This window comes from Rhodococcus sp. DT1, assembly GCF_049844875.1.
Taxonomy (GTDB): domain Bacteria; phylum Actinomycetota; class Actinomycetes; order Mycobacteriales; family Mycobacteriaceae; genus Rhodococcus.
Genome location: NZ_JBNCLW010000001.1, coordinates 274,764 through 287,937, shown reverse-complemented (window position 1 = coordinate 287,937; position 13,174 = coordinate 274,764). Strand labels below are relative to the sequence as shown.

General features: G+C 68.7%; 14 protein-coding genes. 4 read left to right on the top strand and 10 right to left on the bottom strand.

The genetic code is table 11. The features are described 5' to 3' along the window. Window positions 1-30 precede the first annotated feature (30 nt). The 6 genes from rbfA to rimP all read right to left on the bottom strand — a co-directional run bounded on the left by rbfA (window position 31) and on the right by rimP (window position 6,052). Window positions 31-489, bottom strand: a complete 459-nt coding sequence (rbfA, locus tag ACLQ3J_RS01305; protein WP_169620594.1) for a 30S ribosome-binding factor RbfA — start codon at window positions 487-489, stop codon at window positions 31-33. A gap of 58 nt (window positions 490-547) precedes the next feature. Further along, a complete protein-coding gene (locus ACLQ3J_RS01300) occupies window positions 548-838 on the bottom strand; it encodes a DUF503 domain-containing protein (RefSeq protein WP_169620593.1) in 291 nt (96 codons plus the stop codon). Between the two features lie 85 nt (window positions 839-923). Further along, a complete protein-coding gene (gene infB / locus ACLQ3J_RS01295; protein WP_169652406.1) occupies window positions 924-3,872 on the bottom strand; it encodes a translation initiation factor IF-2 in 2,949 nt (982 codons plus the stop codon). Window positions 3,873-4,035: 163 nt separating this feature from the next. Then, a complete protein-coding gene (locus ACLQ3J_RS01290; protein ID WP_169620591.1) occupies window positions 4,036-4,389 on the bottom strand; it encodes a YlxR family protein in 354 nt (117 codons plus the stop codon). 44 nt (window positions 4,390-4,433) lie between these two features. After that, window positions 4,434-5,462 (bottom strand): transcription termination factor NusA, encoded by a 1,029-nt coding sequence (nusA, locus tag ACLQ3J_RS01285; RefSeq protein ID WP_169652407.1) that lies wholly within the window; start codon window positions 5,460-5,462, stop codon window positions 4,434-4,436. Next, entirely contained in the window at window positions 5,459-6,052 is a 594-nt protein-coding gene (gene rimP / locus ACLQ3J_RS01280) for a ribosome maturation factor RimP (RefSeq protein ID WP_169620589.1), read from the bottom strand. Before rimP ends, nusA begins: the two co-directional genes overlap by 4 nt. A 155-nt stretch (window positions 6,053-6,207) precedes the next feature. Between rimP and ACLQ3J_RS01275 the strand changes: the two genes are divergently transcribed. Together ACLQ3J_RS01275 and ACLQ3J_RS01270 are read left to right on the top strand one after the other, a co-directional pair. Beyond that, window positions 6,208-6,705, top strand: coding sequence for a hypothetical protein (locus tag ACLQ3J_RS01275; RefSeq protein ID WP_169620588.1), 498 nt, complete (start codon window positions 6,208-6,210; stop codon window positions 6,703-6,705). After that, a complete protein-coding gene (locus tag ACLQ3J_RS01270; protein WP_169620587.1) occupies window positions 6,702-7,145 on the top strand; it encodes a ferritin-like domain-containing protein in 444 nt (147 codons plus the stop codon). The genes ACLQ3J_RS01275 and ACLQ3J_RS01270 overlap by 4 nt, the downstream gene beginning before the upstream one ends. 83 nt (window positions 7,146-7,228) lie before the next feature. On the opposite strand, the gene ACLQ3J_RS01265 is transcribed toward ACLQ3J_RS01270, so the two are convergent. Then, a complete protein-coding gene (locus ACLQ3J_RS01265; protein WP_169652408.1) occupies window positions 7,229-8,206 on the bottom strand; it encodes a DUF5692 family protein in 978 nt (325 codons plus the stop codon). A gap of 161 nt (window positions 8,207-8,367) precedes the next feature. On the opposite strand from ACLQ3J_RS01265, the gene ACLQ3J_RS01260 reads away from it, so the two are divergent. Then, window positions 8,368-8,979 carry a TetR/AcrR family transcriptional regulator gene (locus ACLQ3J_RS01260; RefSeq protein ID WP_169620585.1) on the top strand — a complete coding sequence of 204 codons (612 nt, stop codon included), beginning with the start codon at window positions 8,368-8,370 and terminating at the stop codon, window positions 8,977-8,979. Between the two features lie 35 nt (window positions 8,980-9,014). Here ACLQ3J_RS01260 and ACLQ3J_RS01255 read toward each other — a convergent pair whose 3' ends face one another. From ACLQ3J_RS01255 to ACLQ3J_RS01245, 3 genes are all read right to left on the bottom strand, one after another. Then, window positions 9,015-9,866 carry a phytanoyl-CoA dioxygenase family protein gene (locus tag ACLQ3J_RS01255; protein WP_346765089.1) on the bottom strand — a complete coding sequence of 284 codons (852 nt, stop codon included), beginning with the start codon at window positions 9,864-9,866 and terminating at the stop codon, window positions 9,015-9,017. Window positions 9,867-9,937: 71 nt separating this feature from the next. Further along, a complete protein-coding gene (locus ACLQ3J_RS01250; protein ID WP_169620584.1) occupies window positions 9,938-10,594 on the bottom strand; it encodes an O-methyltransferase in 657 nt (218 codons plus the stop codon). Window positions 10,595-10,629: 35 nt separating this feature from the next. Continuing rightward, complete coding sequence (locus tag ACLQ3J_RS01245; RefSeq protein ID WP_169620583.1) at window positions 10,630-12,363, bottom strand: proline--tRNA ligase; 1,734 nt, start codon at window positions 12,361-12,363, stop codon at window positions 10,630-10,632. Between the two features lie 53 nt (window positions 12,364-12,416). Here ACLQ3J_RS01245 and yaaA point away from each other — a divergent pair, with 53 nt between their 5' ends. Beyond that, window positions 12,417-13,160, top strand: coding sequence for a peroxide stress protein YaaA (gene yaaA, locus ACLQ3J_RS01240; RefSeq protein WP_425901968.1), 744 nt, complete (start codon window positions 12,417-12,419; stop codon window positions 13,158-13,160). Window positions 13,161-13,174: the final 14 nt, after the last annotated feature.

Genomic DNA, 13,174 nt, shown 5'->3' with positions numbered 1-13,174 from the left:
GCAGCAGACCTCGGTTCGCTGCTCGGATCGTTACTCGGCGTCGTCACCGGTGTCACGCTCACGGGGCTCCTTGTACGGATCGGGATCGCCGGCGGGTACTGCGCCCTCGCGGGCGCGGGCCACATCCTCGTCGGCTGCGCGTGCCCGCGCAAGCAGCTCCTCCATCTGCCGTGCCGTGTCCGGCACGGTGTCGGTGACGAAGGTCAAGCTCGGGGTGAAGCGCACACCGGTGCCCGCACCGACCATGGTCCGCAGAACGCCCTTGGCCTTCTCGAGACCGGCGGCGGCTGCCTCCACGTCGGGTTCGGTGTCGAGGTCGGCGCCGCGCACGGTGTAGTAGACGGTCGCGTCGTGCAGGTCGGCGGTGACCTTCGCGTCGGTGATCGTCACGAACTCGAGCCGCGGATCCTTGATCTCGGTGCCGATCGCCGTTGCCACGATGGTGGCGATGCGCTTGGCGAGTCGGCGGGCCCGTGCTGGATCGGCCATGTCGTTCGTTCCTCTCCTCGGCCACCGGTGCCGGTGGCCGTGATCTCCGTCGGCCGGGTCAATCCTCCGGACCGAACAGTCTTCGTCTGGTGGACAGCAGGTCGAGTTCGGGGCGCTGTGCGACCAGTCGCTCGCAGGTGTCCAGTATGTCGCGCACGTGCGCGAAGTCGGGTGCGACCACCGCCACAGCCAGGGTGGAGCGCCGATAGAGGTCGTGCTCGCCGGTTTCCGCGACGGACACACCGAAGCGACGCAATTCGGCGAGGACCGGCCGGATGTACGACCGCTTCTCCTTGAGTGAATGCACGTCTCCGAGCAGGATGTCCAGCTCGAGCGCTCCCAGGTACATCCGCATCCTCGGTGTCGGTGGTGGCGTCCCGACACGCCCGTGGCGGCGAACGACGAATCGTTCGCCGCCACAGGCGCGGGGTGTATCAGTCGCGCGGCTTCTCGCGAAGCTCGTACGCCTCGATCACGTCGCCGACCTTGATGTCGGAGTAGGTGACCGTCAGACCACACTCGTAGCCCTCGCGGACCTCGGTGACATCGTCCTTCTCGCGTCGCAGCGACGAGATGGTGATCGTCTCGGCGACAACGTTGTTGTCGCGGAGCAGACGAGCCTTCGCGTTGCGCTTGACGATGCCGGACTGCACGAGGCAACCCGCGATGTTGCCGACCTTCGACGACTTGAAGATCGCACGGATCTCGGCGCGGCCGAGTTCGACCTCCTCGTAGACCGGCTTGAGCATGCCCTTGAGAGCCTTCTCCACCTCGTCGATCGCCTGGTAGATGATCGAGTAGTAGCGGATGTCGACGCCCTCGCGGTTCGCCAGCTCCGTCGCCTTGCCTTCGGCGCGGACGTTGAAGCCGATGATCACCGCGTTGGACGCAGCTGCCAGGTTGACGTTGGTCTCGGTGATGCCACCGACACCGCGGTCGATGACCCGCAGACGCACCTCGTCGTCGATCTCGATACCCATGAGGGCCTCTTCGAGGGCCTCGACGGTACCGGAGTTGTCGCCCTTGAGGATGAGGTTGAGCTCGTTGTGCTCCTTGAGAGCGGCATCGAGATCCTCGAGGCTGATCCGCTTACGGCTCTTCGCAGCGAGCGCGTTGCGCTTGCGTGCATTGCGCCGGTCGGCGATCTGGCGAGCGATACGGTCCTCGTCGACGACAACCAGGTTGTCGCCGGCGCCGGGCACCGACGTGAAGCCGATGACCTGGACGGGCCGCGACGGAAGCGCTTCGAGGACGTCCTCGCCGTGCTCGTCGACCATTCGCCGGACGCGACCGTAGGCGTCGCCCGCGACGATGGAGTCGCCGACCCGCAGCGTGCCGCGCTGGACCAGCACCGTGGCGACCGGACCGCGACCGCGGTCGAGGTGCGCCTCGATGGCGACGCCCTGCGCCTCCATGTCGGGGTTGGCCCGCAGATCGAGCGATGCGTCTGCCGTGAGCAGCACCGCTTCGAGCAGCTGGTCGATGTTCAGCCCCTGCTTCGCCGAGATGTCGACGAACATGGTGTCGCCGCCGTACTCCTCGGTGACAAGGCCGTACTCGGTGAGCTGCTGACGGATCTTGTCCGGGTTCGCGCCCTCCTTGTCGATCTTGTTCACCGCGACCACGATCGGCACGTCGGCCGCCTGGGCGTGGTTGATCGCTTCCACCGTCTGCGGCATGACACCGTCGTCGGCCGCGACCACGAGGATCGCGATGTCGGTGGACTTCGCGCCACGGGCACGCATGGCGGTGAACGCCTCGTGACCCGGGGTGTCGATGAAGGTGATCAGGCGATCGTCACCGTTGAGGTGTGTGAGCACCTGGTAGGCACCGATGTGCTGCGTGATGCCGCCGGCCTCGCCCTCGCGGACCTTGGCCTGACGGATCGTGTCGAGCAGTCGGGTCTTGCCGTGGTCGACGTGACCCATGACGGTGACCACGGGCGGACGCTGCTGGAGGTCTTCCTCGCCGCCCTCGTTCTCGCCGTACTGAATGTCGAACGACTCGAGCAGTTCACGGTCCTCGTCCTCGGGGGAGACGACCTGCACGACGTAGTTCATCTCCGAGCCGAGCAGCTCGAGGGTCTCGTCGTTCACGGACTGAGTGGCCGTGACCATCTCACCGAGGTTGAACAGTGCCTGCACGAGTGCAGCGGGGTTCGCGTCGATCTTCTCGGCGAAGTCGGACAGCGATGCGCCACGAGCGAGCCGGATGGTCTCGCCGTTGCCACGCGGCAACCGCACGCCACCGACCGACGGCGCCTGCATCGAATCGTATTCCTGCCGCTTCTGCCGCTTCGACTTGCGACCGCGACGCGGAGCACCACCGGGGCGACCGAACGCACCGGCTGCGCCGCCACGGCCACGACCGCCGGCGCCACCGCCGCCGGGACGACCGCGGAAGCCACCGGGAGCACCTGCTCCTGCGGGCGCGCCGCCACCGGCGCCACCACCGCGGTAGCCGCCGCCACCGCCGGCGCCGCCACCGGGACGACCGCCCGGAGCACCGCCGGGACGACCCGGACGGCCGGCCGGAGCCGGACGTGCAGCCCGCTGCGGCATGGCACCGGGGTTGGGACGAGGGGGCATCGAACCCGGAGTCGGGCGAGGTCCGCCCTGACCGGGAGCCGGACGCGGACCGCCCTGGCCGGGAGCCGGACGGGGTCCGCCCTGACCTGCGGCGGGACGACCCTGACCGGGAGCCGGGCGGGGTCCGCCCTGACCTGCGGCGGGACGACCCTGGCCGGGAGTCGGGCGGGGACCACCGGGACGCGGAGCCGGACGCTCTGCCGGAGCAGACGAGTACGGGTTGTTACCGACGCGCGGGGCCTTGGGGCCGGGACGCGGGCCTGCCGGCTTGGGACCGGGCTTGGCCGACGGAGCCTGCGGGGACGCCGCCGCAGCGGGTGCCGCTGCTTCGGGAGCCGACGCAGCCGGAGCCTCGGCAGCCGGAGCGGCCGGAGCCTGCGCGGCCGGAGCCGGAGCTGCGGGAGCCGGCTTGGGGGCGACCGGCTTGGGAGCGCCGGGCTTCGGCCGCGAACCGGCGGCCGGGCTCGGAGCCGGTGTGGTCTCGGCCGGCGCGGGTGCCGCCGGTGTTGTTTCGGGGGCCGGGGCTGCAGCCGCCGGCGCGGGTGCCGCCGGGCGCGGACCCGGACGGGGTCCTCCGCCGGGACGCGGTCCCGGGGTGGGTGCGGCCTTACCGGCCGTAGCGCCGTCTTCCTTCGCGCTGCCGAACGATTCGCGCAAACGACGCGCAACCGGGGGCTCGACGGTCGAAGACGCCGACTTCACGAACTCGCCCTGCTCCTTGAGCCGTGCGAGTAGTTCCTTACTGGTGACACCGAGTTCTTTAGCCAACTCGTGCACGCGGGCCTTGCCTGCCACTGCTCTCCTCACTGATGAGGTCGAGCCGGCCAATGCCCGCACGACCTCGGGTTATCTCCGATGGACGTTCATCGCTGGTGCTTCACGGTGTGCTCATGAGTGTTCGTACCTGTTCTTCTCAGAGTTCGATGTCACTGTTGGTGCCTCGTCGCCGATCTCACTGTCACGCAGTCCGGTGACAATCGCCGGACTCCGCCACGTTCTGTGATCTCGCCGCCGCGGACCCGACCAGCTGATCCAGCGCCGCTGTATCCGGATTTCCGGATACTTTGAGTGCTCTGCCGAATGCTCGGCGCCGAACGGCCTGACCCAGGCACTCCGGGGTGGGGTGCAACCATGCACCTCGCCCGGGAAGCCTGTGCCCGGGGTCGGGAACCACGACGAACGTTCGTGATCCGTGCTCGCGTGCCACGACCCTCAGCAGCTCGGCAGCCAGCGTTCGCTGCCGACAACCGATACAGGTACGCACCGAGCCGGTGCGCGACCCATGGGCCGAGGGCAGTTCATGCTGAACCATCGACCACTCTACCGTTGTTTTGCGAAGAATCCCGCATTCCACGCCTACCTGCCTGTCGGCGCGTTACCGGAAGCCTCGTTCGTGGCGGGTGCAGCGTCACTGCGGATGTCGATTCGCCAGCCGGTCAGGCGTGCTGCCAGGCGGGCATTCTGACCCTCTTTGCCGATGGCCAGGGACAACTGGAAGTCGGGCACCACCACGCGCGCGGCGCGTGCTTCGGGGTCGACGACCGTGACCGATACCACCTTCGAGGGCGACAGGGCATTTCCGACGAACTTCGCAGGATCCTCGTCGTAGTCGATGATGTCGATCTTTTCCTCGCCCAGTTCGCGCATCACGTTGCGCACGCGCTGACCCATCGGCCCGATGCACGCGCCCTTCGCGTTGAGACCCGGAACGAGCGAGTGCACGGCAATCTTCGACCGGTGACCGGACTCGCGAGCGACCGCGACGATCTCCACCGAGCCGTCGGCGATCTCGGGCACCTCGAGCGCGAACAACTTGCGGACCAGGTTCGGGTGCGTACGCGAGAGCGTGATCTGCGGTCCGCGCTGGCCGCGGGACACGCCCACGACGTAGCACTTGATGCGGTCGCCGTGCTCGTACGTCTCGCCGGGGACCTGCTCGGCAGGAGGGATGAGCCCCTCGGTGCTGGTCGTCTCGCCGCCGATCTTGACCACCACCATGCCGCGGGCATTCGCGCGGGAGTCGCGCTGGACGACACCGCTGACGATTTCGCCCTCGTGGGTGGCGAACTCGCCGAACCGCTTTTCGTGTTCGGCGTCGCGAATGCGCTGCATGATGACCTGGCGCGCCGTCGTTGCGGCGATGCGTCCGAAGTCCTCGGGGGTGTCGTCCCATTCGGCGACGACGTTGCCGTCCTCGTCGCGCTCCTCCGCGAGCACCTGGATCGCACCGGTCTTGGTGTCGACGGCGACCCTGGCGTGCGGCTGGTGGCCGTCCACGTGGCGGTACGCCGTCAGCAGCGCGGTTTCCAGCGTCTCGATCAGTTCTTCGAACGGGATGTTCTTCTCGGACTCCAGCATTCGCAGAGCCGCGATCTCGATATTCACTTGTCCAGCCTCGTTTCGTTCACGTCTTCTTCTTCGTCTTCTTCGTCGCCGAGGACCTCGGCGATCTCGCCTGCGGCCGCCCTGCCGTCCGGGAGTCCCCCGGCCAGTTCGAGCTCGCGCGGGTTGGGCTTGGCGAACTCCACCTCGACCACCGCATGCCGGATCTCGCTCAAGGGGATAGCGCGCACGAACGGGCCGGCACGATCCGGCAGCACGACGCGGATCTCGTCACCGACCAGTTCTCCGACGCGCGCGACGATGGTCTCGTCGGCGAGCTGGATCTTCGCCTTGCGTCCTTGAGCCCGCCGCCAGTGCCGGTCGTGGACGAGCGGGCGGCCTACACCCGGACTGGTCACTTCGAGCATGTAGGGCGCCTCCCCGAAGTCCGACACGGAGTCGAACGCCTCGGAGACCACCCGGCTCAGTCGCGCGGCCTCGTCCAGGCTGAGCCCGGCATCGCTGTCGACGAGCAGCCGGACCGTGCTGTGTTTTCCGGCCGCGGTCACCACCACGTCTTCGAGGTCGTATCCCTCTTCGGCGAGAAGATCGGAGACGAGCTCGACGATCCGTTCCGGGGGCGGCACAGGCATTGCGGGCGGGCTCCTCGTTCAGTTGTGGTCACAGCGGACAGCCGGCCGATACGGATCCGAACCGGCTGGGTCAAGCGTAACGCGCAAATCGGGGCGCCGTGACCAGGCCGCCGTGGTTCGCTACCGGGGTCTGCTGGCACGATGGTGCGGTGCCGATGTCAGTTACCCGTACCACCCTGTCCCGACGAGCCCTGTTGCGATGGTCCTCGGCGACGATCGGCGGGGTCGGTGTCCTGGGAGTCACCGGATGCGGGCTCTCCGACGACGACGCCGAATCGGAGCCGGATCCGCTGCTGGCGCAGGCCGCGAGCGCGCGGCGGGATGCCGCGACCGCCCGCGCACTCACCGCCCTGTACCCGGATCGGGCGGGCGCGCTGAGCGTGATCGCCGACGAACGCACCGCGCACGCCGACGCGTTGGACGCGGACGTCGCTCGCATGGCGGGAATCACTGCCGACACGACCACATCGGGTACCTCGTCCACCACGTCTGCGCCCGGCGCGGAGCAGCCGACCGTCGAACAGTTGCGGGAAATGCTGGTCCGGTCGCAGCGCAGCGCGGCGGACCTCGCCCGCACGCTCACCGGCTACCGAGCCGGTCTCCTGTCCTCGATCAGCGCAGCATGTGGAGTCCAGACGGAGGTTCTGCTGTGAGTTCCCCGGAGCTCGGACCCGAGCAACAAGCCCTTGTCGACGCGCTGGAGGCGGAGCATTCGGCCGTCTTCGGGTACGGACTCGTCGCCGCGTTCGCGGACCCCTCCCGTTCGGGTGACGTCGCCGCCGATGCCGCCGCGCACCGTGCCCGCCGCGATGCAACCGTCGACGCACTCCAGTCCGCCGGAGTGACACCGCCCACCGCCGCGCCCGGGTACACCGTTCCGTTCCCGGTGACCGACCCCGTCGAAGCAGCCCGGCTGGCCGTGCAGATCGAGAGTGACACGGCGGTCGCGTGGCGGTCGGTCGTCGAGCGCGCACGCAGTGAGGCCACGCGTGGAAACGCACTCGACGCGCTCACCGAAGCCGCCTTGCGCGCTGCCCGCTGGCGTGTCGTCGAAGGGGTTCCCCCGACCGTCGCCTTTCCCGGCCGGCCCTGACAGCGGCGCCGTGGCCGAGCCCGCAGGCTCGACCACGGCGCGTGGTGTTGCTGCTCGCCCGGCCGGGGCCGGACGCGCGGCGGTCAGACCCTGGCCAATCGGTCCGAGTCCCGGGACTCCGGCAGAACCGACGGCGACTCGACCGGGAGGTTCGCGTCGCGCACCTCGCGGTACGGGCGCAGGTGGGTGTACAGCTCGTCGCGCAACGGGTTGCGGTGCCGCGTGACGATGGTGAACACCTGGTAGGCCGCGACGGCGATGTTGGCCGCGAGCGACAGCGCCGACACGACGAACAGTGCGGTGGGGTTGTGCGACGACTCGACGGCGAACTGCGACGAGGTCACGAACGTCGGGACTGCCATCGTGAACATCATCCACAGGGCCAGCGTGTGGGCGCGGTGCTGCAACCAGGCGCCCTTCTTGATGAAGAAGGCGGGGATGGTGCAGGAGATGAGCAGGGCCGCACCGGCGTAGAAGGCGTGGTCACCGACGCAGTTGTAGACGTAGGCGAAGTTCCACAGGTCGTACGCGATGATCCAGAACCACATCATGTCGGGCCAGATCATGTCCTTGGACTTGTCGCGCGAGACGATGATGCCGGCCCAGCCGCAGATGGTGACCAGGTTGAGGATCCCGGCGATGCCGTTCATGTAGTTCCACGGACCGCCGACCATGAAGACGCCGTCGTGCATGCCCTGCATGCCCGCGACCTCGAAGTCACGAATGACTGCCTCGCCGATGTTGATCGCCAGGATCAGGGCGGGGAACATCAGCATCCAGCGGTTCTTCGCCAGACGCGGGACGTACCGGATGAGCATGAAGCCCAGGCACCCGATGAGCGCCGAGTACACCTTCACCCAGTGGAACCAGGTGCCCGTCGACGAGCCTGCGCCGGCCGTCGTCGGCCACACGAACAATGTCAGGACGAGAGGCAGCGCCACGAAGAAGCCGAGACCGGCCCACTTCCAGCGGCGCGTCACCTCGTTGAGGGCGATGAGGGCGGCCAGCACGACGCACCACATCACCCAGGAGTACCAGGGAATGGATTCGAACAAGAACATCGGAGCTCCTCTTCGCGGCCCGCGGCGTGCGTGCCGTCCGGATATCTTTCGCGGCCCGCGGCATGCGTGCCGTCCGGATATCTACGGTAGGAATCCCGGCACCGAGCGTCACTAGACATCTGACGCGATGTGTCCAGGGACCTCGGGCGGTACCGTGAGCCATGGCCGACGAGAGTGCCGATGCGCAGCGGCGTGCAGGTGCACGCGACGCGCTGGCAGCCGCGCTCAAGGCCCGGCTACGGACCGAGCCGCTCGACAAGGTGACCGTGACGGAGCTGACGCGCGACTGCGGACTGACGCGGCAGGCGTTCTACTACCACTTCCCCGACGTGCGGCACCTCGCTGTCTGGGTGTTCGAGAGAGAGGTCGCCGGCCGTGTCCGCACGTACGCGTCCGAGGAGGGATGGGCCGACGGTCTGGTCCGGTTGCTGCTGTACATGCGCGACAACCGCTCGTCGACGCTCGGGGTGCTCGACGGGCTGGGCAGATCCGGGCTCGAGCGCTTCCTGTTCGGCCAGATGCGGCCCGTCACCGAGGCCGTGATGGACCAGGACGGCGGCGGACCGGCACGCGCGCAGGACCGCGTGCTGGTGGTCGACTTCTATACCTCGGCGGTGCTCGCCGTGGTGCTGCGGTGGGTCTCGGACGGCATGGTCGAGCACCCGTACCAGGTGGTCGGCGATCTCGAGATCATGCTGCACGGCGCGGTGCGGGAATCCGTCCGCCGGCTCGACGCTCGTGCCACGCCGCCGCGGCGAGCTCAGGGCCGGTGACCGGCAGGGCCGGGTTTCCGGGACAGTCCCGACCGTCACCGGTTCAGTGCGCGCCGTACCGCCATCTCCACCGGGGAGGTGCCGGTGGCGTCGAGCCGGAAGGGTGCGACCGTCTCGATCGGCGGCTGGGCGATGATGCGGGGTGGCCGAATTCCGCACCCCTGCCCACTGTTCGGCGGTTGAGCGCTGCGCATCGGCTGGGCCGCATGCACCAGGAACGGGTGGCACACATAGACATCGCCCGCGGCACCGGTCGCCTCGACCGTCGGCCGGGAAGCCGCGTCGAGCATGCCGTCCTCGTCCATGGCGCGGCACAACTCCAGCACCGAACGCCCGTCGCGGTGGTCGACGAGGTAGCCGGGCACGTCGAGGTGCGAACCCACCTTGATCCTGGTGGGAGCGTCGTCCGGTCCTACGTCGGTGAGCAGGAACAGCACCAGCAGACCCCGGCCGCGTGAGCGGAGATCGACGTACGGCCAGGTCTGTCCCTCGACGGCGAAACTACCGTCGACGTGCCATCCGGTATCTCCGGGATCGGCGGGATGCGGAAACCGGACGGGAAACGTGCCGAGGCCGCGGGGCCGAACCCAGCGGCCGGATCCCAGCAGACGGTCGTAGGCGTCGAGTAGGACCGGCATCGTGGCGGCCTCGACGAACGGCGGATCCCATCGACCTCCGACCCGCACGACAGGTTCGGTCCACGTGCCCGGGTCCGATCGGTCTGCGTCGAGATCTTCCCAGAGGAGATCGCAGCACCGCTCCGTGATCGAGCGCGGAACGGCGCCTGCGATCTTCAGATATCCCTCGTCGATGAAACGCTCGGTGTCGACCATGCGCTCGGTGTCGATCACGCGCTCGGTGTCGGCCGCTTCCCGGTTCTCGCTCACACGAACAATGTCCGCCGTCCCGGGTGCCGGGCGCCACCGATTTTCTGCCGGACCGGCGGTCCCGGCTACGGCTACTGCTCGACGACCAGTGCCAACGCGAAACCGTCCCAGCCCTTGACCCCGACGGTCTGCAACGCCGTGGCGTCGAGACGAGGTTCGGCCGCCAGCACGGCGAGCAGTTCCCGCGACGCGCGGACCTTCGAGTCGTCGTCCTCCGGATCGCTGATCGCGCCGGCGCGGACCACGTTGTCGACCACGATCACCGTGCCCGGACGTGACAACCGCAACGCCTCGCGCACGTAGTTGCTGTTGTTCTCCTTGTCGGCGTCGATGAACACCAGGTCGAACGGTCCTTCGAGGTGCGGGAGCGTGTCGAGCGCCGCGCCGACGCGAATGTCGACGCGCGCTCCGACGCCGGCCTGGTCGAGGTTGGCACGCGCCACCTCGGCGTGCCGGGGTTCGTACTCGAGAGTCGTCACGTGTCCCGACTCGCCGACCGCGCGTGCCAGCCAGATCGCCGAGTACCCGCCGAGCGTGCCGATCTCGAGCACCCGGCGGGCACCTCGGATCCGGGCCAGCAGGTACAGGAACTTGCCCTGAACCGGCGCGACGTCGATGGGCCTCAGTCCCGCCTCCGCGTTCGCCTCGAGGGCGGCGTCGAGGGCGGGATCGTCACCGATGAGGAAATCGGCGAGATAGATGTCGGTCGCGCTCCAGTTCTCGGACATGGGCCCATTCTGGCCCACCGGCTCCGGGTGTGCGATCAGCGCCCGAGGATCTCCCGCACCGCCTCGCCCACCGGCACCTCGCTCGACTCTCCGGTGAGGCGGTTGCGCACTTCGACGTTGCCGTCGGCGAATCCGCGTCCCACCACGACGACCAGAGGCATCCCGAGCAGTTCCGAATCCTTGAACTTCACACCGGGCGACGCCTTGCGATCGTCGAACAGCACGTCCAGGCCGGCGTTCGAAAGTTCCTCGACGAGGTTTTCCGCCCCGGCGCGAGCCTGCTCGTCCTTGTTGGCGATGACGACGTGCACGTCGAACGGCGCGACCTCGGACGGCCAGCGCAGGCCCTTCTCGTCGTGCTGCTGCTCGGCGATCACCGCGACCAGGCGGGACACGCCGACGCCGTACGAGCCCATCGTGGGGCGCACCGGCTTGCCGTTCTCGTTGAGCACATCGACGGCGAACGCGTCGGTGTACTTGCGGCCGAGCTGGAAGACGTGGCCGATCTCGATGCCACGGGCGGACACCAAGGGGCCGGCACCGTCCGGCGACGGGTCACCGTCGCGGACCTCTGCGGCCTCGACGGTGCCGTCGGCGACGAAGTCACGACCGGCGACGAGCCCGAAGACGTGCTTGCCGTTCTCGTCCGCGCCGGTGATCCATGCCGTTCCGTCGACCACGCGCGGGTCGACGAGGTAACGGACGCCGTTGGCGAGCAGCGCCTTCGGGCCGATGTAGCCCTTGACGAGGAACGGGTTGGCGGCGAAATCGGACTCGTCGAGCAGCGCGACCTCCGCCGGCTCGAACGACGCCTCGAGACGCTTGTCGTCGACCTCGCGGTCTCCCGGGATGCCGATTCCGACCAGTTCCCACTCTCCGCCGGGCTGCCGCACCTTGACGAGGATGTTCTTCAGGGTTTCGGAGGCGTCGACGTCACGGCCGAGGATCTCGGTGGCCACCTCGACGAGCGAACCGATCGTCGGGGTGTCCGGCGTGTCGTGGACGACCGCGTCCGGCAGTCCGTCGAACGGAATCGGTGCGGGGGCGAGCGTCTTGACGGCCTCGACGTTGGCGGCGTAACCGGACTCGACGCACCGGACGTAGGTGTCCTCCCCGACCTCGCTCTCGGCCAGGAACTCCTCCGAAGCACTGCCGCCCATGGCGCCCGACGTCGCGGACACGATCACATACTTCACGCCCAGGCGGGCGAAGATCCGCTCGTAGGCGTCGCGGTGTGCCTGGTACGACTGCGCGAGGCCCTCGTCCGTGAGATCGAAGCTGTACGAGTCCTTCATCACGAACTCGCGGCCGCGCAGGATGCCGGCGCGGGGGCGCTCCTCGTCGCGGTACTTGGTCTGCACCTGGTAGAGGGTGACCGGGAAGTCCTTGTAGGAGTTGTACTCACCCTTGACGGTGAGCGCGAACAGTTCCTCGTGCGTGGGCCCGAGCAGGTAGTCGTTGCCCTTGCGGTCCTGGAGACGGAACAGTCCGGCGCCGTACTCGGTCCAGCGGTTCGACGTCTCGTAGGGCTCGCGCGGCAGCAACGCGGGCAGGGAGATCTCCTGCGCTCCGATGCTGTTCATCTCCTCGCGGACCACCCGCTCGACCTGACGCAGCACCTTGAGCCCCAGTGGCAGCCACGAGTAGATGCCCGGCGCGATGCGCCGCACGTACCCGGCCCGGACGAGCAGTTTGTGGCTGGCGACCTCGGCATCGGCCGGGTCGTCGCGGAGAGTGCGGAGGAACAGGTGCGACATGCGAGTGATCACGGTCGATGAGCCTACCGCTCGCCGGAATCGGGCCCTCGGTACGGTGGGCTGTTGTGCTGGTGCTTCTCCCCCCTTCCGAAACCAAATCCACCGGCGGCTACGGCGGGCCGCTGGATCTCGGCGACCTCTCGATGCCGCAGCTGACCGAGACCCGCGAGCTGCTCGTCCGGGCTCTGGTCGAGCTCGCCGCCGATTACGACGCGTCGAGCCGGGCGCTCGGCCTGGGCGCGAACGGAGCAGACGAGATCGAACGCAACGCCAAGTTGTGGGTCTCCCCCACCCGTCCCGCACTCGAGCGGTACACCGGGGTGCTGTTCGACGCCCTCGACGCCGCACGCTTCACGAAGGTGCAGCGCGAGAAGGCGTACCGGCGACTGGCCGTCGGCTCGGCGCTGTTCGGTGCCGTGCGTGCGAGCGACCCCATTCCGGCCTACCGCCTCTCGGGTGGCTCGAAGCTTCCCGGGTTCGGCACCCTCGCGGCGTTGTGGCGGCCCGAGTTGACCGACGCGCTCGTCGCCGAGGCGGCAGGTGACCTCGTCGTCGATCTCCGTTCGGGTGCCTATCAGCAACTCGGCCCGGTTCCCGGCGCGATCACCGCGACGGTGCTGACGGAAAAGCCCGACGGCACCCGCTCGGTCGTGAGCCATTTCAACAAGCACCACAAGGGGCTCCTCGCCCGCGCGCTGGTGCAAACCCGGGCCGAGCCGGCCGATGTGCGTGGTCTCGCGCGCGTGGCGTCGAAGGCCGGACTGCGGGTGGAGATCGCCTCCCCGACGGAACTGGTCGTCCTCACCTGACCCGGACTGCCGGC